Raw genomic sequence first — 18563 nt, 5'->3', positions numbered from 1 at the left:
CCATGCCGATTCAGGTTCTACCGCCACAGCTGGCGAACCAAATTGCCGCAGGTGAAGTGGTAGAACGGCCTGCGTCAGTGGTTAAAGAACTGCTAGAAAACAGTATCGATGCGGGTGCAACGCGCATTGATATTGATATCGAACGTGGTGGCGCCAAGCTGATCCGTATTCGTGACAACGGCTGTGGCATTAAAAAAGACGAGCTGGCGCTTGCGCTGGCGCGTCATGCGACCAGTAAAATTGCCTCCCTTGACGATCTCGAAGCTATTGTTAGCCTCGGATTTCGCGGGGAAGCGCTGGCCAGCATCAGCTCGGTCTCTCGTTTAACCCTGACGTCACGTACGCAAGAACAATCCGAAGCCTGGCAGGCCTATGCCGAAGGGCGCGATATGGATGTGACGATTAAACCTGCCGCACATCCGGTGGGCACCACGCTGGAAGTGTTGGATCTGTTCTACAACACGCCAGCACGGCGTAAGTTCATGCGCACCGAGAAAACCGAATTTAACCATATCGACGAGATAATCCGCCGCATTGCGCTGGCGCGTTTTGATGTGACCATAAATTTGTCGCACAACGGTAAAATGGTGCGTCAGTACCGCGCAGTCGCCGCCGATGGACAGAAAGAGCGTCGTCTGGGCGCGATTTGCGGCACGCCGTTTCTGGAGCATGCGCTGGCGATTGAGTGGCAGCATGGAGATTTAACGCTGCGTGGCTGGGTCGCTGACCCGAATCACACCACGACGGCGCTGGCCGAAATACAGTACTGCTATGTGAATGGCCGTATGATGCGCGATCGGCTGATCAACCATGCTATCCGTCAGGCCTGTGAAGACAAACTTGGGGCCGATCAACAGCCAGCGTTTGTCCTGTACCTGGAAATCGACCCGCATCAGGTGGACGTTAACGTGCATCCAGCCAAGCATGAAGTCCGTTTCCATCAGTCCCGGCTGGTGCATGACTTTATCTATCAGGGGGTGTTGAGCGTATTGCAACAGCAGCTTGAAACGTCGCTGCCGTTGGCCGATGACGACACGCCTGCGCCAAGGCATATCCCGGAGAACCGGGTTGCGGCTGGACGAAACCACTTTGCCGAACCTGCCCCCGCGCGTGAACCGGCTACGCCGCGTTATTCCGTATCGGCAGGCGGTGGTGGTGGTGGTGGTGGTGGCCGTCAGGCGAGTGCCAGTTGGCCACATGCTCAGCCTGGGTATCAAAAGCAGCAGGGGGAAGTTTATCAGCAACTGCTGCAGACACCTGCGCCAACGCATAAAACCACGATGCCTGAAACACCCGCGGCACCGCTTACCGGAAATAGCCAAAGTTTTGGTCGTGTATTGACGATCGTGGGGGCTGACTGTGCATTACTGGAATGTGACGGTCATATTCGCCTGCTGGCGTTGCCGGTGGCCGAGCGCTGGCTGCGTCAGGCGCAGTTAACGCCAGCGCAAGGACCCGTTTGCGCCCAGCCGTTACTGATCCCTTTGCGTTTGAAAGTGACCGATGATGAGAAGACGGCACTGGAAAAAGCACAGAGTCAGTTGGCTGAGTTGGGCATTGAATTTCAACTGGATGCGCAGCATGTGACCATCCGAGCGGTGCCTTTACCCTTACGCCAACAAAATTTACAAATCTTGATTCCTGAACTGATAGGCTACCTGGCGCTGCAGTCCGTATCCGAACCTGGCGATATTGCACAGTGGATTGCGCGAAACGTCACGAGTGAACATCCGCAGTGGAGCATGGCTCAGGCCATTACGCTGTTAACGGATGTTGAGCGGCTATGCCCACAATTAGTGAAGGCGCCGCCGGGTGGTCTGTTACAACCTGTTGACTTACATTCGGTAATGAACGCCCTGAAACATGAGTGATATCAGTAAGGCGAGCCTGCCAAAGGCACTATTTTTGATGGGGCCGACGGCCTCCGGTAAAACAGCATTAGCAATTGAATTGCGTAAAGTTTTGCCAGTAGAGTTGATAAGCGTTGATTCCGCCCTTATCTACAAGGGGATGGATATCGGTACAGCTAAGCCGGATGCTGAAGAGTTAAAGGCTGCGCCGCATCGATTGCTGGATATTCGCGACCCAGCACAGGCGTATTCTGCGGCGGATTTTCGTCGCGATGCGCTAGCGGAGATGGCCGATATCACCGCAGCGGGACGAATTCCGCTGTTAGTGGGTGGCACAATGTTATATTTCAAAGCCTTGCTGGAAGGGTTGTCGCCGTTACCGTCGGCGGACCCGGAGGTCAGAGCCAGCATTGAGCAGCAGGCGGCAGAGCGTGGATGGGATGCGTTACACCGACAGCTTCAGGAGATCGATCCGGTTGCTGCGGCGCGGATTCATCCAAATGATCCGCAAAGACTTTCCCGGGCACTGGAAGTTTTTTTCATTTCGGGTAAAACTTTAACGGAGCTGACGCAAACGTCAGGAGATGCTTTGCCGTATCAGGTGCATCAGTTTGCAATCGCCCCGGCGAGCCGTGAACTGCTCCATCAGCGAATTGAGCAGCGTTTTCATCAGATGTTAGCTTCAGGTTTTGAAGCAGAAGTCCGGGCGCTTTTTGCCCGAGGAGATTTGCATACGGATTTGCCTTCCATTCGTTGTGTTGGGTATCGCCAGATGTGGTCGTACATTGAAGGCGAAATTTCATACGATGAAATGGTTTATAGAGGTGTTTGCGCCACGAGGCAATTGGCGAAGCGGCAGGTAACCTGGTTACGTGGTTGGGAAGGGGTGCACTGGCTTGACAGTGAAAAGCCTGACCAGGCGCGAAACGAAGTATTACAGGTTGTTGGTGCTATCGCGAATTGAATGTGTACAATTGAAACGTATCGTGCGCAATTTTTCAGAATCGAAAGGTTCAAAGTACAAATAAGCATATAAGGAAAAGAGAGAATGGCTAAGGGGCAATCTTTACAAGATCCGTTCCTGAACGCATTGCGTCGGGAACGTGTTCCAGTTTCTATTTATTTGGTGAATGGTATTAAACTGCAAGGTCAAATCGAGTCTTTTGATCAGTTCGTGATCCTGTTGAAAAACACGGTCAGCCAGATGGTTTACAAGCACGCGATTTCTACTGTTGTCCCGTCTCGCCCGGTATCTCATCACAGCAATAATGCCACCGGCGGCACAGGTAGCAGTAACTACCATCATGGTAGCAGCGCGCAGGGTTCTTCTGCGCAACAGGACAGCGAAGAAACCGAATAAGGTTTTGGGCTGTTTTACACACGGGGAGCCAGAGATCCTGCGTTCCCCGTTGATATATATTAAGGGGTTGACGCTTGTTTGACCGTTATGATGCCGGTGAGCAGGCGGTACTGGTACACATCTATTTTTCGCAAGACAAAGATATGGAAGACCTCCAGGAGTTTGAATCTCTGGTTTCTTCCGCCGGTGTCGAAGCAATGCAGGTGATTACCGGGAGCCGTAAAGCACCGCACCCGAAGTTTTTTGTTGGTGAAGGTAAGGCAATCGAAATTGCGGAAGCCGTAAAAGCGACTGGCGCTGCGGTGGTGATTTTTGATCATGCTTTGAGCCCTGCCCAGGAACGTAACCTGGAACAGTTATGCCAGTGTCTTGTTATCGACAGGACCGGTCTCATTTTAGATATTTTTGCCCAGCGTGCGCGTACCCATGAAGGTAAGTTGCAGGTTGAGCTGGCGCAGTTGCGCCATATGGCTACGCGTCTGGTCCGTGGCTGGACCCACCTTGAAAGGCAAAAGGGCGGGATTGGTTTGCGCGGTCCGGGTGAAACCCAGCTCGAAACCGACCGTCGTTTGCTGCGTAATCGTATTTTGCAGATCCAGTCGCGCCTGCAAAAAGTTGAAAAGCAACGTGAGCAGGGGCGGCAGTCGCGCAAGAAAGCGGATGTCCCAACCGTATCACTGGTGGGATATACCAACGCCGGAAAATCCACCCTGTTCAACCAGATAACCGAAGCCCGGGTTTATGCAGCAGATCAACTGTTTGCGACCCTGGATCCGACGCTACGTCGTATCGACGTAGCGGACGTCGGCGAAACCGTGCTGGCGGATACCGTAGGGTTTATCCGTCATTTACCGCATGACCTGGTAGCGGCATTTAAAGCCACTTTACAGGAAACTCGTCAGGCGACATTGCTGCTGCACGTTATTGATGCGGCAGATTTTCGTGTGCAGGAAAACATTGAGGCCGTCGATACGGTACTCGAAGAGATCGATGCGCATGAGATCCCGACTCTGCTGGTAATGAATAAAATCGATATGCTGGACGATTTTGAACCGCGTATCGACAGAGATGAAGAAAATAAACCAATCCGCGTTTGGGTTTCAGCGCAAACCGGTATTGGCATACCACAGCTTTTTCAGGCTTTAACAGAGCGTCTTTCTGGTGAGGTTGCGCAGCATACGCTGCGTTTGCCGCCGCAGGAAGGGCGTCTGAGAAGCCGGTTTTACCAACTTCAGGCAATAGAAAGAGAGTGGATGGAGGAGGACGGCAGCGTAGGTCTGCAAGTACGTATGCCGATCGTTGACTGGCGTCGCCTCTGTAAACAAGAACCGGCACTGGAAGACTATGTTGTCTGACCTGTCGGATATGGCCTGAAGATTTTTTCGCCTCTATACCTCGTGGATTTTGTACGGTAGGAAGGCGGCAAGTCCCGGCATCCCCAAACGCATAGTCAACTATGTGACTGGGGGTGAAGGGCGTAGCCAACGCATCTGCAACGCAAAAGACGCAGGTATAGCATCGCATAACAAATATGGAGCACAAACATGGCGTGGAATCAGCCCGGTAATAACGGACAAGACCGCGACCCCTGGGGAAGCAGCAAACCTGGCGGCAACCCTGAGGGAAATGGAAACAAAGGTGGTCGCGAGCAGGGGCCTCCCGATCTTGATGATATCTTCCGCAAGCTGAGTAAAAAACTCGGTGGTCTGGGTGGCGGTAAAGGTACAGGCTCTGGTGGTGGCGGTAGTTCATCGCAAGGCCCGCGTCCGCAACTGGGCGGTCGAGTCTTTACTATTGCTGCTGCCGCTATTGTCATTATCTGGGCAGCCAGCGGTTTCTACACCATTAAAGAAGCGGAACGCGGCGTAGTGACACGCTTCGGTAAATTCAGCCATTTGGTTGAGCCGGGTCTGAACTGGAAACCGACATTTGTGGATACCGTTACGCCGGTAAACGTTGAAGCCGTGCGTGAACTGGCAGCCTCCGGTGTGATGCTGACTTCTGACGAAAACGTCGTGCGCGTTGAGATGAACGTGCAGTACCGCGTGACCGACCCGCAGAAATATCTGTTTAGCGTGACCAGTGCTGATGACAGCCTGCGTCAGGCAACCGACAGTGCACTGCGTGGGGTTATCGGTAAATACACCATGGACCGTATCCTGACCGAAGGGCGTACCGTTATTCGTAGCGATACCCAGCGTGAACTGGAAGAGACCATTCGTCCATACAACATGGGTATTACCCTGCTGGACGTCAACTTCCAGGCTGCTCGTCCGCCGGAAGAGGTGAAAGCGGCATTTGACGATGCCATTGCGGCGCGTGAAAACGAGCAGCAGTACATTCGTGAAGCAGAAGCGTACACCAACGAAGTACAGCCGCGTGCTAATGGTCAGGCGCAGCGTATTCTTGAAGAAGCGCGTGCATACAAAACACGAACCATCCTAGAAGCTCAGGGTGAAGTGGCGCGTTTTGCCAAAATCCTGCCGGAATATAAAGCCGCACCGCAAATTACTCGCGAGCGTCTGTATATCGAGACCATGGAAAAAGTGCTGAGCCATACCCGTAAGGTGTTGGTTAACGACAAGGGTGGCAATCTGATGGTTCTGCCGTTGGATCAAATGCTAAAAGGCGGCAACGCTCCGGCAGCCAAGAGTCAGAGCAGCTCAAACCTGCTGACTCTGCCGCCAGCATCCTCTTCCAGCACGGGAGCAAGCAACACTTCGTCCACCAGTCAGGGCGATATTATGGACCAACGCCGCGTTAACGCGCAGCGTAACGACTACCAGCGTCAGGGGGAATAACGATGCGTAAGTCAGTTATTGCGATTATCATCATCGTTCTGGTAGTGCTGTTCATGTCTCTCTTTGTGGTCAAAGAAGGCGAGCGTGGTATTACTCTGCGCTTTGGCAAAGTTTTACGTGACGATGACAACAAACCATTGGTTGTTGCACCGGGTCTGCACTTCAAGATTCCATTTATTGAATCCGTGAAGATGCTTGATGCGCGTATTCAGACCATGGACAACCAGGCCGATCGCTTTGTCACCAAAGAGAAGAAAGACCTGATCGTTGATTCCTACATCAAGTGGCGTATCAGTGACTTCAGCCGTTACTACCTGGCAACGGGCGGTGGCGATGTTTCTCAGGCAGAAGTTCTGCTGAAACGTAAGTTCTCTGACCGTCTGCGTTCTGAAATTGGTCGTCTGGACGTAAAAGACATCGTTACCGACTCTCGTGGTCGCTTAACGCTGGAAGTCCGTGACGCGCTGAACTCGGGTTCTGCAGGTACGGAAGACGAAGTCGCAACGCCGGCAGCGGATAGCGCGATTGCCGAAGCGGCTGAGCGTGTTCAGGCTGAAACCAACGGTAAAGTACCGGTCATCAACCCGAACAGTATGGCGGCGTTGGGGATCGAAGTGGTTGACGTGCGTATTAAGCAAATCAACCTGCCTGCTGAAGTGTCTGAGGCGATCTACAACCGTATGCGTGCTGAGCGTGAAGCCGTAGCACGTCGCCATCGTTCACAGGGTCAGGAAGAAGCGGAAAAACTGCGTGCAACAGCGGACTATGAAGTCACCAAAACGTTGGCAGAATCTGAGCGTCAGGGCCGTATTATGCGCGGTGAAGGCGATGCAGAAGCCGCTAAACTGTTTGCTGATGCATTCAGTCAGGATCCTGACTTCTACGCCTTCATCCGTAGCCTGCGTGCTTATGAGAAGAGCTTCGAAGGCAATCAGGACGTGATGATCATGAGCCCGGACAGCGATTTCTTCCGCTACATGAAGACGCCGAGCAACGCAACACGCTAAACTCGCACCCGCGGTTTTAAACCAGCAAAACCACCAGCATCCCCAAGGATGCGGTGGTTTTCTTTTTAGATAAGGACAACGGATGAACTCAACAATTTTGTTGGCACTCGCGCTGGTTTTGGTGCTGGAAGGACTGGGTCCGATGCTTTATCCCAGTGCCTGGAAGAAAATGATCGGGGCAATGGCGCAACTTCCTGAAAATATTTTGCGGCGTTTTGGTGGAGGTCTTGTGGTTGCAGGCGTGGTGGTCTACTACATGTTGAAGAAAACGATTGGCTGACCAATAAGTAGACTAATTTACGGATTTCCGCATGCAAAAAGTGCTGTATATCTGAAAAAGCGGTGGTAGAATCCATTTTTAAGCAAACGGTGATTTTGAAAAATGGGTAACAACGTCGTCGTACTGGGCACCCAATGGGGTGACGAAGGTAAAGGGAAGATCGTCGATCTCCTGACTGAACGGGCTAAATATGTTGTGCGCTACCAGGGTGGTCACAACGCAGGCCATACTCTCGTAATCAACGGTGAAAAAACCGTCCTCCATCTTATTCCATCAGGTATTCTTCGCGAAAACGTCATCAGCATCATCGGTAACGGTGTTGTGCTGTCTCCGTCCGCGCTGATGAAAGAGATGAAAGGACTGGAAGACCGCGGGATTCCTGTCCGTGAGCGCCTGCTGCTGTCTGAAGCGTGTCCGCTGATCCTTGATTATCATGTTGCGTTAGATAATGCGCGTGAGAAAGCACGTGGCGCGAAAGCGATCGGCACCACCGGTCGTGGCATCGGGCCAGCTTATGAAGACAAGGTAGCACGTCGCGGTCTGCGCGTTGGCGATCTGTTTGATAAAGCAACCTTCGCTGAAAAACTGAAAGAAGTGATGGAATATCACAACTTCCAGCTGGTGAATTTCTATAAAGTTGAAGCCGTTGACTACCAGAAAGTGCTGGATGATGTGATGGCGATTGCCGACATCCTGACCTCTATGGTTGTTGATGTCTCCGATCTGCTGGACCAGGCGCGTAAGCGTGGCGATTTCGTCATGTTTGAAGGTGCGCAAGGTACGCTGCTGGATATCGACCACGGTACCTATCCGTACGTAACATCCTCCAACACCACCGCAGGTGGCGTGGCGACCGGCTCCGGCCTGGGCCCGCGTTATGTGGACTACGTTCTGGGTATCATCAAAGCCTACTCTACTCGTGTAGGTGCGGGTCCGTTCCCGACCGAACTGTTTGATGATGTCGGCGAGTTCCTGTGCAAGCAGGGTAACGAATATGGCGCAACCACCGGTCGTCGTCGTCGTACCGGCTGGCTGGACTCCGTTGCTGTGCGTCGTGCAGTACAGATTAACTCCCTGTCTGGCTTCTGCCTGACCAAACTGGACGTCCTGGACGGTTTGAAAGAAGTGAAAATCTGTGTCGCTTACCGTATGCCGGATGGCCGTGAAGTCACGACTACCCCGCTGGCAGCTGACGACTGGAAAGGCATCGAGCCGATCTACGAAACCATGCCTGGCTGGTCTGAGTCCACCTTCGGTGTGAAAGAGCGTAGCGGTCTGCCGCAGGCAGCGCTGAACTACGTCAAGCGTATTGAAGAGCTGACCGGTGTGCCGATTGATATCATTTCAACTGGCCCAGACCGTACTGAAACCATGATTCTGCGCGACCCGTTCGACGCATAATGTAGGTTGTAGCGTAGCGTCAGATGGCGCTGCGCTTGCTTTAAAGCAAGCCGGATGCAAGGCTTTGTATCAGTATCTGGCTTAAAATCATGTAGGTTCCTCGCTTTTTTCCTTCCCGAATTGAAATAAATTAGCGACCTGGCTGGTGGCTGGTTTATCATCAATATAATTAATACTACCAGGCTTATCCGTTTTATCCTTTTTCCAGAGGTTGATGTGCAGTTAACGAGTTTCACCGATTACGGATTACGTGCGCTAATCTACATGGCGTCGCTACCCGAAGGACGTATGACCAGTATTTCTGAGGTGACAGAAGTCTACGGCGTGTCCCGTAATCATATGGTCAAAATAATTAATCAACTTAGCCGGGCTGGCTTCGTTACTGCTATCCGTGGAAAAAATGGCGGTATCCGCTTGGGCAAAGCGGCAAAGGATATTGGTATTGGTGATGTGGTCCGCGAGTTGGAGCCGTTGACGTTGGTCAACTGCAGCAGCGAGTTTTGCCACATTACCCCTGCCTGTCGACTCAAACAGGCGCTTTCTAAGGCAGTGCAAAGTTTTCTCACGGAACTGGACAACTACACACTTGCTGATTTGGTTGAAAAGAATCAACCGCTATATAAATTATTGCTGGTGGAGTGACGAAAATCTTCATCAGAGCTGACAATGGAGGAACCTCGATGTCACATGATCCTTTCCAGGAACGCGAAGCAGAAAAATACGCGAATCCCATCCCGAGCCGGGAATTTATCCTCGAACATTTAACTAAACGTGAAAAACCGGCCAACCGCGATGAGCTGGCCGTTGAACTCAACATTGAAGGCGAAGAGCAGCTCGAAGCGCTTCGTCGCCGCCTGCGCGCGATGGAGCGTGATGGGCAACTGGTCTTCACCCGCCGGCAGTGTTACGCACTGCCGGAGCGTCTTGACCTGCTGAAAGGTACCGTTATTGGCCACCGTGATGGCTACGGCTTTCTGCGCGTCGAAGGACGTAAAGACGATCTGTATCTCTCCAGTGAGCAGATGAAAACCTGCATCCATGGCGATCAAGTACTGGCGCAACCGCTGGGCGCGGATCGTAAAGGCCGCCGCGAAGCGCGTATTGTGCGTGTACTGGTGCCGAAAACCAGTCAGATTGTCGGTCGTTACTTTACCGATGCGGGCGTAGGTTTTGTCGTTCCGGACGACAGCCGTCTCAGCTTTGATATCCTGATCCCACCAGAAGAGGTGATGGGCGCCCGCATGGGCTTTGTGGTGGTGGTTGAACTGACCCAGCGCCCAACTCGTCGCACTAAAGCGGTGGGTAAAATTGTTGAAGTGCTGGGTGACAACATGGGTACCAGCATGGCCGTTGATATGGCCCTGCGTACGCACGAAATCCCTTATATCTGGCCTGATGCAGTCGTTAAACAGGTCGCCGGGCTGAAAGAAGAAGTACCGGAAGAGGCCAAAATCGGTCGTGTTGACCTGCGTGATTTGCCGTTGGTGACAATTGATGGTGAGGATGCGCGTGACTTTGATGACGCAGTCTACTGTGAGAAGAAACGCGGCGGTGGCTGGCGTTTGTGGGTTGCTATCGCTGACGTCAGTTATTACGTGCGTCCGCCTACCCCGCTGGACCAGGAAGCGCGCAGCCGCGGGACTTCCGTCTACTTCCCGTCGCAGGTTGTACCGATGCTACCGGAAGTCCTTTCCAACGGGTTATGCTCGCTGAACCCGCAGGTAGACAGGCTGTGCATGGTTTGTGAGATGACCATCTCCACGAAAGGGCGTCTGACGGGCTACAAATTCTATGAAGCGGTGATGAGCTCCCACGCGCGTTTGACCTACACCAAGGTCTGGCACATGCTGCAGGGTGATGAGGAGCTGCGTGAGCAATACGCACCGTTGGTGAAACACATTGAAGAGCTGCACAATCTCTACAAAGTGTTGGATAAAGCCCGTGAAGAGCGCGGCGGTATCTCGTTTGAGAGCGAAGAAGCGAAGTTTATCTTCAATGCCGAACGCCGTATTGAACGCATTGAGCAGACTCAGCGTAACGACGCACACAAGCTGATCGAAGAGTGCATGATCCTGGCGAACATCTCAGCGGCACGTTTTGTTGAGAAAGCCAAAGAGCCGGCACTGTTCCGTATCCACGACAAGCCGACGACTGAAGCGATTACCTCTTTCCGTTCCGTGCTGGCGGAGTTGGGACTGGAGCTGCCGGGCGGTAACAAACCCGAGCCGCGCGATTACGCCGAGTTGTTGGAGTCGATTGCCGATCGACCTGACGCAGAAATGCTGCAAACTATGCTGCTGCGCTCAATGAAGCAGGCGATTTACGATCCCGAAAACCGCGGTCACTTTGGTCTGGCGCTGCAGTCTTATGCCCACTTTACCTCGCCGATCCGTCGTTACCCGGACCTCTCTTTGCACCGTGCGATCAAGTATCTGCTGGCGCAGGAGCAGGGCCACAAAGGCAATACCACGGAAACCGGTGGCTACCACTATTCGATGGAAGAGATGCTGCAACTGGGTCAGCACTGTTCTATGGCAGAACGTCGTGCTGATGAAGCTACGCGCGATGTATCTGACTGGCTGAAGTGTGACTTCATGCTGGATCAGGTCGGTAATGTCTTTAAAGGCGTCATTGCCAGTGTGACCGGTTTTGGCTTCTTTGTTCGCCTGGATGAACTGTTTATTGACGGCCTGGTGCATGTCTCCTCGCTGGATAACGACTACTATCGCTTCGATCAGGTTGGGCAACGCCTGACCGGTGAATCAAGCGGTCAGATGTATCGCCTGGGCGATCGCGTCGAAGTGCGTGTGGAAGCCGTCAACATGGACGAGCGTAAAATCGACTTTAGCCTGATCTCCAGCGAACGTGTCCCGCGCAACGAGGGTAAAACTGCGCGTGAAAAAGCGAAGAAAGGCGATACGGGTAAAAGCACCGGCCGACGTCGTCAGGCGGGAAAAAAGGTGAATTTCGAACCGGATAGCGCATTCCGCGGCGAGAAAAAAGGCAAAGCTAAACCTCAGGCGGATAAAAAAACGGCTGAGAAAAAAGGCGATAAAAAAGCGAAAAAGCCTTCGACAAAAACGCTTAAAATCGCGGCCGCCACCAAAGCCAAACGCGCGGCGAAAAAGAACGTCGCGCAATAACAGCCATAAACCGTAAGCCGGGCGGCCACGCGTTGCCCGGCGTTACACTTAAACTATCTTAACGAGTACATTCATGAGTGAAATGATTTACGGCATCCATGCGGTGCAGGCCCTGCTTGAGCGTGCGCCTGAGCGCTTTCAGGAGGTCTTTATTCTCAAAGGGCGTGAAGACAAACGCCTGCTGCCGCTTATCCATGCCCTGGAAGCCCAGGGTGTTGTCATCCAGTTGGCGAATCGCCAGTTCCTGGATGAGAAAAGTGAGGGTGCAGTTCATCAGGGAATCATTGCCCGCGTGAAACCGGGTCGTCAGTATCAGGAGAACGATCTGCCGGATCTGATTGCCTCACTTGATCAACCGTTCTTTTTGATCCTCGATGGTGTCACCGATCCGCACAACCTTGGTGCTTGCTTGCGTAGCGCAGACGCTGCCGGTGTGCACGCGGTTATCGTACCGAAAGATCGTTCTGCGCTGCTGAATGCCACGGCGAAAAAAGTAGCCTGCGGTGCTGCTGAAAACGTACCGCTGATCCGCGTGACCAATCTGGCACGTACCATGCGTATGCTGCAGGAAGAGAATATCTGGATCGTCGGAACCGCCGGTGAAGCGGACCATACTCTGTTCCAGAGTAAAATGACCGGTCGTCTGGCATTGGTGATGGGCGCAGAAGGCGAAGGTATGCGTCGTCTGACCCGCGAACATTGTGATGAGCTGATCAGTATTCCGATGGCGGGGAGCGTTTCATCGCTTAACGTTTCTGTTGCGACGGGGATTTGCCTGTTTGAGGCCGTCCGCCAGCGTGGATAAACGTTAATTTTCAGAAAAAGCCATCCAATTTCGGATGGTTTTTTTTTATCTAAAACTGATATTCTAATAAGAGAAGGAAAATATTTTTATATTTATTTAAGTATAACATACAGGATTTATATATGGCATGGACCCCGCATGTGCTGACTAAAGCGCTCACTAATTTTCATGGTTTAAATATAGATATTATAAGTAATGAGCAGTCATTGATTATTAAAATGAATGATTATGGAGACTTACTTCTCAGTATTCTATTTACCTCCCGCCAGATGATTATCGAAACTGTTATTTGCCCAGTGAATAATATTCAGCATCAGGACGCATTTAATCTTTTCTTATTACGCAATCAAAAGCTGCTTCCACTGTCGTCTGTAGGCATTTCTCGTGTGCGGCAGGATGAATACTACGTCGCATTTGGTGCGCTGTCGCTGAACTCCACATTAGAGGACGTGGTGCTTGAAATGACAACGCTCGTGGATAACGCGCTAGATCTGGCGGAAATCACTGAAGAATATACTCACGAATAACAAGGAACGCTGTTGATGGGAATCTTGAAAAGCCTGTTTACCCTCGGCAAATCTGTGCTTTCTCAGGCAGAAGAGTCAATCGAAGAAGCACAGGGCGTCAGAATGCTGGAGCAACACATTCGTGACGCAAGAAATGAACTGGAAAAAGCCGGGAAATCGCGAGTTGACCTGTTGGCACGCGTGAAACTGAGCAATGACAAACTGAAAGATCTGCGCGAACGTCAGTCCACTCTTGAAGCGCGGGCGCTGGAAGCGCTAAGTAAAAACGTCAATCCGTCGTTAATTAACGAAGTCGCCGAAGAGATCGCGCGTCTGGAGAACGTGATTGCGGCTGAACAGCAAGTGCTTACTAACTTAGAAATCTCACGTGATGGCGTTGAAAAGGCCGTTACCGCAACGGGCCAGCGGATTGCTCAGTTTGAACAGCAGCTTGAGGTGGTTAAGGCAACGGAAGCGATGCAGCGCGCTCAACAGGCCGTGACAACATCTACAGTCGGGGCTTCTTCCAGCGTATCGACGGCAGCAGAGTCACTTAAACGTCTGCAAACACGTCAGGCAGAGCGACAGGCCCGGCTGGATGCGGCAACACAGCTGGAGAAAGTGGCTGACGGACGTGATCTGGACGAGAAACTGGCTGAAGTCGGCATTGGCGCTGCCAACAAAAGTTCTGCCCAGGATGTGCTGGCGCGACTACAACGCCAGCAAGGCGAGTAATTATACGGCAAAGCCTGCCCGCAAAGATTGCTAGCTGGCAGGTTAGTAAGGGATAACGATGTCGACTTTTTTACAGCGTATATTTGGCACAGCAGAGGCCGCTACGCCCGTTCGTGGCCCATTGGGCCTACATTTGAGCGCAGGGTTTACGCTCGACACACTGGCGTTTCGCCTGTTAGAAGAGGATTTGTTGGTGGTGTTGCCCGGCGAGGAGTATACCGTTGCGGCAATCAGCCATATTAATTTGGGCGGTGGAAGCCAGATTTTCCGCTACTACACCTCGGGCGAGGAATTTCTGCAAATCAATACTACCGGCGGGTCAGATATGGATGATATCGACGATATCAAACTGTTTGTGTATGAAGAAAGCTATGGCTTAACTCAGAAAAAACACTGGCAGTCCGCCATTAGCCCGGCAGAGATCGGCATGCCAGCGCTTTTCTGGCAGGGTCAGCACTGGCAGCGTTTTTTTAATGACGAAGAACCGGGGAATATTGAGCCAGTCTACATGCTGGAAAAGGTCGAGAATCAGCAGCATGCAAAGTGGGAAGTGCATAACTTTACCATGGGCTACCAACGACAGGTAACAGCAGATACCTGGGAATATCTGCTGTTGAACGGCGAAGAGTCGTTCAATGAACAAGGCGAGCCAGAGTGGATATTCTCACGGGCGCTGGGTGTCGATATCCCATTAACATCTCTTAATATTATTGGTTAACGTCAGGGACGAAAACAATGCATATTCTGGAATCATTACTGGCCTTTTGTGCCTATTTTTTTATTGGTGCGGCCATGGTGATAATTTTTCTTATTATCTATTCAAAGATAACACCGCACAATGAATGGCAGTTGATTAAAAATAACAATACGGCAGCCTCTCTGGCATTTAGCGGCACGCTGCTGGGCTATGTTATTCCTTTATCCAGCGCAGCAATCAACGCGGTCAGTATTCCTGATTATTTTGCCTGGGGCGGTATTGCGTTGGTGATACAGCTTATTATCTACGGTGGTGTACGCTTATATATGCCAGCATTGAGTGAAAAAATTATTAACCACAACACCGCTGCGGGACTGTTTATGGGAACCGCTGCGCTGGCTGGCGGGATTTTTAATGCCGCCTGTATGACATGGTAATGGACGATCATGGCTAGAAAACGTAAATCCGGACAAAAGAAATTGGGAACAGGTCATTCGGCGATCGCCCGAATGAATCGCCCGGTGAATCCCTTTGAGAAAAAACGTAGTCGCTACAGTGGAAAGTATCTGACGCTGGCGATTATGGGCGGTGCAGCATTTTTTATCCTCAAGGGATGCGGGGATGATACAGGCTCGGACAACGACGGCGACGGCCGGTTTTACTCCACGGTGAGCGAATGTATTGATGACGGTAATACCGCTACCGTGTGTGCGGACGGCTGGAACAATGCCAAGACAGAGTTCTATGGCAAAGTGCCAACGCAATTAAGTAAGGCGAGTTGTCAGACCCAGTTTGGCGATTGCTACCTTGACAGCACCGATCAGAGCTGGGTGCCGGTGTTTACCGGTTTTTTGCTCAGTCGGGTGATTCGCAAAGATCGTGACGAGCAGTATGTTTACAGCAGTGGCGGCTCATCATACGTTTCCCGCCCCGTCTGGCGTACGACCTCAGGCGACTATGCCTGGCGTTCCGGTAGCGGAAAAAACGATACCGCCACGACGCATGCCTACACGACGAAGAAAGTCTCGACGGTTTCTCGCGGGGGTTACGGGCGTTCGTCCAGCGCGCGCGGGCACTGGGGAGGCTAACGATGTTACGACATGATATTCCTGTTCGCCAGGATCTGGACCAGATCGCCTACGATCATGGTTTTGATTTTCACATTATCGACAACGAAATCTACTGGGATGAAAGCCGGGCTTATCGCTTTACGCTACGGCAAATTGAAGAGCAGATCGAAAAGCCTACTGCTGAGTTGCATCAAATGTGTCTGGACGTCGTTGAGCGAGCAGTTAAGGACGAGCAGATTCTTCAGCAATTGGCCATTCCCCCACTGTACTGGGATGTTATTGCTGAGAGCTGGCGCAATCGCGATCCTTCGCTGTATGGGCGAATGGATTTTGTCTGGTGTGGCAACAATTCGCCGGTCAAGCTGCTGGAATACAACGCTGATACACCAACGTCGTTGTACGAGTCGGCGTATTTCCAGTGGCTATGGCTGGAAGATGCTCGCCGCAGTGGGGCGATCCCGCGGGACACCGACCAGTACAACGCTATCCAGGAACGTCTGATCGCCCGTTTTAGTGAGCTTTACAGTCCGGAGCCGTTTTACTTCTGCTGCTGCGAAGATTCCGACGAAGATCGCACCACCGTACTGTATTTGCAGGATTGTGCGCAGCAGGCAGGTCAAGCGTCGCGGTTTATTTATGTTGAGGATCTGGGGCTTGGCGTCGGCGGTGTGCTGACGGATCTTGATGACAACGTCATTCGTCGCGCCTTTAAGCTCTATCCTCTGGAGTGGATGATGCGTGACGATAACGGTCCGTTGCTACGTCATCGCCGGGAACAGTGGGTCGAACCACTGTGGAAGAGCGTGCTCAGTAACAAAGGGTTGATGCCTCTGCTGTGGCGATACTTCCCCAACCATCCAAACCTCCTGCCAGCCTGGTTCGAAGGTGAAACGTCAAAAATTGCACCCGGCGAAAGCTATGTACGCAAACCGATATTTTCCCGTGAGGGGGGCAACGTCACCATTTTTAATGGTCAGCAGCAGATTGTTGAACATGCTGATGGCGACTACGCAGAAGAACCGATGATCTATCAGGCGTTTCAGCCGCTGCCGCGTTTTGGCGATAGCTACACGCTGATTGGTAGTTGGATCGTCGACGATGAAGCCTGCGGCATGGGGATCCGTGAAGACAATACGTTGATTACGAAAGATACTTCTCGTTTTATTCCTCATTACATTGCTGGCTAAACGTACTTTTGTGATCTCCCTCCTTCGCAGAGAGTGTGGTTCTGACCATACTTAAGGCGATGGCCATTGATGGAGGGAGACACAATGCATTGGCAAACGCATACCGTTTTTAACCAACCAGTACCACTCAATAACAGCAACTTATACCTATCGGATGGAGCACTGTGTGAAGCAGTCAACCGCGAAGGCGCTGCCTGGGATAGCGATCTCCTCGCCAGTATTGGTCAGCAATTAGGCACTGCAGAATCGCTTGAACTGGGTAGGTTGGCTAACGCGTATCCGCCTGAACTGCTGCGATACGATCCGCAGGGGCAGCGGTTGGATGATGTGCGCTTTCATCCTGCCTGGCATTTACTGATGCAGGGATTGTGCGCCAACCGCGTGCATAATCTTGCCTGGGAAGAGGATGCGCGGCAGGGAACGTTTGTTGCCCGAGCTGCACGTTTTATGCTGCATGCACAGGTGGAAGCGGGAACCTTATGCCCGGTGACCATGACCTTTGCCGCTACGCCGTTGTTACTCCAGATGTTACCTTCGCAATTTCATGACTGGCTGACGCCGCTGCGTAGCGATCGCTACGATTCTCATCTTCTGCCCGGCGGGCAAAAACGCGGCCTGCTGATTGGTATGGGGATGACGGAAAAGCAGGGTGGCTCGGATGTGCTGAGCAATACCACTCAGGCAGAACGGCTGGCGGATGGTGCGTATCGGCTGGTGGGGCATAAATGGTTCTTCTCGGTACCGCAAAGTGACGCCCATCTGGTGCTGGCGCAGGCCAGAGGCGGCTTATCCTGCTTTTTTGTGCCGCGATTTTTACCTGATGGCCAGCGTAACTCCATCCGTCTTGAGCGCCTGAAAGATAAGCTAGGCAATCGCTCTAATGCCAGCTGTGAGGTTGAATTTCAGGACGCGATGGGCTGGCTGCTGGGAGAAGAAGGTGAAGGTATTCGCCATATTCTGAAAATGGGCGGCATGACGCGTTTTGACTGTGCGCTGGGGAGCCACAGTATGATGCGACGCGCTTTTTCTGTTGCCATTTATCATGCGCATCAACGCCAGGTATTTAGCAAGCCGTTGATTGATCAACCGATGATGAGACAGTTATTAAGCCGCATGGCGCTTCAACTGGAAGGTCAAACCGCGCTACTGTTTCGCCTGGCGCGGGCCTGGGATCGTCGAACGGATGCGAAAGAAGCGTTGTGGGCCCGGTTATTCACCCCGGCAGCCAAGTTTTCCATCTGCAAAGGCGGTATGCCATTTGTTGCAGAGGCCATGGAGGTGCTCGGCGGTGCAGGCTATTGCGAAGAGAGTGAGCTGCCGCGTTTATACCGTGAAATGCCGGTCAACAGCATCTGGGAAGGGTCTGGCAACATCATGTGCCTTGATGTGTTGCGGGTGTTGGCGAAACAACCAGGTATGGTCGACATGCTCAGCGAGGCCTTTGCCGAGGTCAAAGGGCAAGACAGGCATTACGATCGAATGGTGCGTAAGCTACAGCCGCATTTACACAAACCCAGTGAAGCGCTGGGACGGGAAATTACCCAGCAGCTGTTCCTGCTCGGCTGCGGGACGCAGATGTTGCGTTATGCGTCTCCGCCCGTGGCGCAGGCCTGGTGTCAGATGATGCTGGATACGCGCGGCGGGATGAAGTTGTCTGAACAGGTACAGAATGATTTGCTACTGCGGGCTACGGGGGGATTACGGTAATAATATGCCTGATG

At 52.3% G+C, this 18563-nt stretch carries 18 protein-coding genes; all 18 read left to right on the top strand.

Annotation, left to right across the window (positions count from 1 at the left end; translation table 11 throughout):
- Positions 1 to 2: 2 nt before the first annotated feature.
- The 18 genes from mutL to FDX22_RS19035 all read left to right on the top strand — a co-directional run bounded on the left by mutL (position 3) and on the right by FDX22_RS19035 (position 18549).
- Complete coding sequence (gene mutL, locus FDX22_RS19120; RefSeq protein ID WP_146717627.1) at positions 3 to 1871, top strand: DNA mismatch repair endonuclease MutL; 1869 nt, start codon at positions 3 to 5, stop codon at positions 1869 to 1871.
- The gene (miaA, locus tag FDX22_RS19115) at positions 1864 to 2814 is read left to right on the top strand and encodes a tRNA (adenosine(37)-N6)-dimethylallyltransferase MiaA (RefSeq protein ID WP_096758589.1); all 951 of its coding nucleotides are present in this window, start codon (positions 1864 to 1866) and stop codon (positions 2812 to 2814) included. Before mutL ends, miaA begins: the two co-directional genes overlap by 8 nt.
- 84 nt (positions 2815 to 2898) lie before the next feature.
- Positions 2899 to 3210 carry an RNA chaperone Hfq gene (hfq, locus tag FDX22_RS19110; RefSeq protein WP_096758588.1) on the top strand — a complete coding sequence of 104 codons (312 nt, stop codon included), beginning with the start codon at positions 2899 to 2901 and terminating at the stop codon, positions 3208 to 3210.
- A gap of 74 nt (positions 3211 to 3284) precedes the next feature.
- Positions 3285 to 4565 (top strand): ribosome rescue GTPase HflX, encoded by a 1281-nt coding sequence (gene hflX / locus FDX22_RS19105; RefSeq protein ID WP_096758587.1) that lies wholly within the window; start codon positions 3285 to 3287, stop codon positions 4563 to 4565.
- Positions 4566 to 4754: 189 nt separating this feature from the next.
- Positions 4755 to 6011, top strand: coding sequence for an FtsH protease activity modulator HflK (gene hflK / locus FDX22_RS19100; protein ID WP_115259619.1), 1257 nt, complete (start codon positions 4755 to 4757; stop codon positions 6009 to 6011).
- Positions 6012 to 6013: 2 nt separating this feature from the next.
- Positions 6014 to 7018, top strand: coding sequence for a protease modulator HflC (hflC, locus tag FDX22_RS19095; protein ID WP_115259618.1), 1005 nt, complete (start codon positions 6014 to 6016; stop codon positions 7016 to 7018).
- An 82-nt stretch (positions 7019 to 7100) separates the two neighbouring features.
- Positions 7101 to 7298, top strand: coding sequence for a DUF2065 family protein (locus tag FDX22_RS19090; protein WP_096758584.1), 198 nt, complete (start codon positions 7101 to 7103; stop codon positions 7296 to 7298).
- Between the two features lie 102 nt (positions 7299 to 7400).
- Positions 7401 to 8699, top strand: a complete 1299-nt coding sequence (gene purA / locus FDX22_RS19085; RefSeq protein ID WP_096758583.1) for an adenylosuccinate synthase — start codon at positions 7401 to 7403, stop codon at positions 8697 to 8699.
- Between the two features lie 216 nt (positions 8700 to 8915).
- Positions 8916 to 9341, top strand: a complete 426-nt coding sequence (nsrR, locus tag FDX22_RS19080) for a nitric oxide-sensing transcriptional repressor NsrR (RefSeq protein ID WP_096758582.1) — start codon at positions 8916 to 8918, stop codon at positions 9339 to 9341.
- A 38-nt stretch (positions 9342 to 9379) separates the two neighbouring features.
- Entirely contained in the window at positions 9380 to 11842 is a 2463-nt protein-coding gene (gene rnr / locus FDX22_RS19075) for a ribonuclease R (RefSeq protein WP_146717626.1), read from the top strand.
- Positions 11843 to 11915: 73 nt separating this feature from the next.
- Positions 11916 to 12647, top strand: a complete 732-nt coding sequence (rlmB, locus tag FDX22_RS19070) for a 23S rRNA (guanosine(2251)-2'-O)-methyltransferase RlmB (protein ID WP_096758580.1) — start codon at positions 11916 to 11918, stop codon at positions 12645 to 12647.
- 122 nt (positions 12648 to 12769) lie between these two features.
- Positions 12770 to 13174: a YjfI family protein gene (locus FDX22_RS19065; protein WP_146717625.1), complete on the top strand. Its 405-nt coding sequence runs from the start codon at positions 12770 to 12772 to the stop codon at positions 13172 to 13174.
- 15 nt (positions 13175 to 13189) lie between these two features.
- Positions 13190 to 13888: a PspA/IM30 family protein gene (locus tag FDX22_RS19060; RefSeq protein WP_096758578.1), complete on the top strand. Its 699-nt coding sequence runs from the start codon at positions 13190 to 13192 to the stop codon at positions 13886 to 13888.
- A gap of 58 nt (positions 13889 to 13946) precedes the next feature.
- On the top strand, positions 13947 to 14606 hold the full coding sequence (locus tag FDX22_RS19055; protein ID WP_096758577.1) for a YjfK family protein: 660 nt from the start codon (positions 13947 to 13949) through the stop codon (positions 14604 to 14606).
- 17 nt (positions 14607 to 14623) lie between these two features.
- Positions 14624 to 15022: a DUF350 domain-containing protein gene (locus FDX22_RS19050; RefSeq protein ID WP_096758576.1), complete on the top strand. Its 399-nt coding sequence runs from the start codon at positions 14624 to 14626 to the stop codon at positions 15020 to 15022.
- 9 nt (positions 15023 to 15031) lie between these two features.
- Positions 15032 to 15673 (top strand): DUF1190 domain-containing protein, encoded by a 642-nt coding sequence (locus FDX22_RS19045; RefSeq protein ID WP_117342427.1) that lies wholly within the window; start codon positions 15032 to 15034, stop codon positions 15671 to 15673.
- A gap of 2 nt (positions 15674 to 15675) precedes the next feature.
- On the top strand, positions 15676 to 16842 hold the full coding sequence (locus tag FDX22_RS19040; protein ID WP_115259612.1) for a glutathionylspermidine synthase family protein: 1167 nt from the start codon (positions 15676 to 15678) through the stop codon (positions 16840 to 16842).
- A gap of 84 nt (positions 16843 to 16926) precedes the next feature.
- Positions 16927 to 18549, top strand: coding sequence for an isovaleryl-CoA dehydrogenase (locus FDX22_RS19035; RefSeq protein WP_146717624.1), 1623 nt, complete (start codon positions 16927 to 16929; stop codon positions 18547 to 18549).
- Positions 18550 to 18563: the final 14 nt, after the last annotated feature.

The sequence above is a fragment of the Citrobacter sp. TBCS-14 genome (genome assembly GCF_005280805.1).
Lineage (GTDB): Bacteria > Pseudomonadota > Gammaproteobacteria > Enterobacterales > Enterobacteriaceae > Citrobacter > Citrobacter gillenii.
This window is presented reverse-complemented; position numbering and strand designations above follow the sequence as displayed.

Excerpts from the sequence above, each read along its gene's own strand:
- mutL (WP_146717627.1), top strand. The coding sequence starts at position 3 with ATGCCGATTCAGGTTCTACCGCCACAGCTGGCGAACCAAATTGCCGCA.
- miaA (WP_096758589.1), top strand. The coding sequence starts at position 1,864 with ATGAGTGATATCAGTAAGGCGAGCCTGCCAAAGGCACTATTTTTGATG.
- hfq (WP_096758588.1), top strand. The coding sequence starts at position 2,899 with ATGGCTAAGGGGCAATCTTTACAAGATCCGTTCCTGAACGCATTGCGT.
- hflK (WP_115259619.1), top strand. The coding sequence starts at position 4,755 with ATGGCGTGGAATCAGCCCGGTAATAACGGACAAGACCGCGACCCCTGG.
- hflC (WP_115259618.1), top strand. The coding sequence starts at position 6,014 with ATGCGTAAGTCAGTTATTGCGATTATCATCATCGTTCTGGTAGTGCTG.
- FDX22_RS19090 (WP_096758584.1), top strand. The coding sequence starts at position 7,101 with ATGAACTCAACAATTTTGTTGGCACTCGCGCTGGTTTTGGTGCTGGAA.
- purA (WP_096758583.1), top strand. The coding sequence starts at position 7,401 with ATGGGTAACAACGTCGTCGTACTGGGCACCCAATGGGGTGACGAAGGT.
- rnr (WP_146717626.1), top strand. The coding sequence starts at position 9,380 with ATGTCACATGATCCTTTCCAGGAACGCGAAGCAGAAAAATACGCGAAT.
- rlmB (WP_096758580.1), top strand. The coding sequence starts at position 11,916 with ATGAGTGAAATGATTTACGGCATCCATGCGGTGCAGGCCCTGCTTGAG.
- FDX22_RS19065 (WP_146717625.1), top strand. The coding sequence starts at position 12,770 with ATGGCATGGACCCCGCATGTGCTGACTAAAGCGCTCACTAATTTTCAT.
- FDX22_RS19060 (WP_096758578.1), top strand. The coding sequence starts at position 13,190 with ATGGGAATCTTGAAAAGCCTGTTTACCCTCGGCAAATCTGTGCTTTCT.
- FDX22_RS19055 (WP_096758577.1), top strand. The coding sequence starts at position 13,947 with ATGTCGACTTTTTTACAGCGTATATTTGGCACAGCAGAGGCCGCTACG.
- FDX22_RS19050 (WP_096758576.1), top strand. The coding sequence starts at position 14,624 with ATGCATATTCTGGAATCATTACTGGCCTTTTGTGCCTATTTTTTTATT.
- FDX22_RS19045 (WP_117342427.1), top strand. The coding sequence starts at position 15,032 with ATGGCTAGAAAACGTAAATCCGGACAAAAGAAATTGGGAACAGGTCAT.
- FDX22_RS19040 (WP_115259612.1), top strand. The coding sequence starts at position 15,676 with ATGTTACGACATGATATTCCTGTTCGCCAGGATCTGGACCAGATCGCC.
- FDX22_RS19035 (WP_146717624.1), top strand. The coding sequence starts at position 16,927 with ATGCATTGGCAAACGCATACCGTTTTTAACCAACCAGTACCACTCAAT.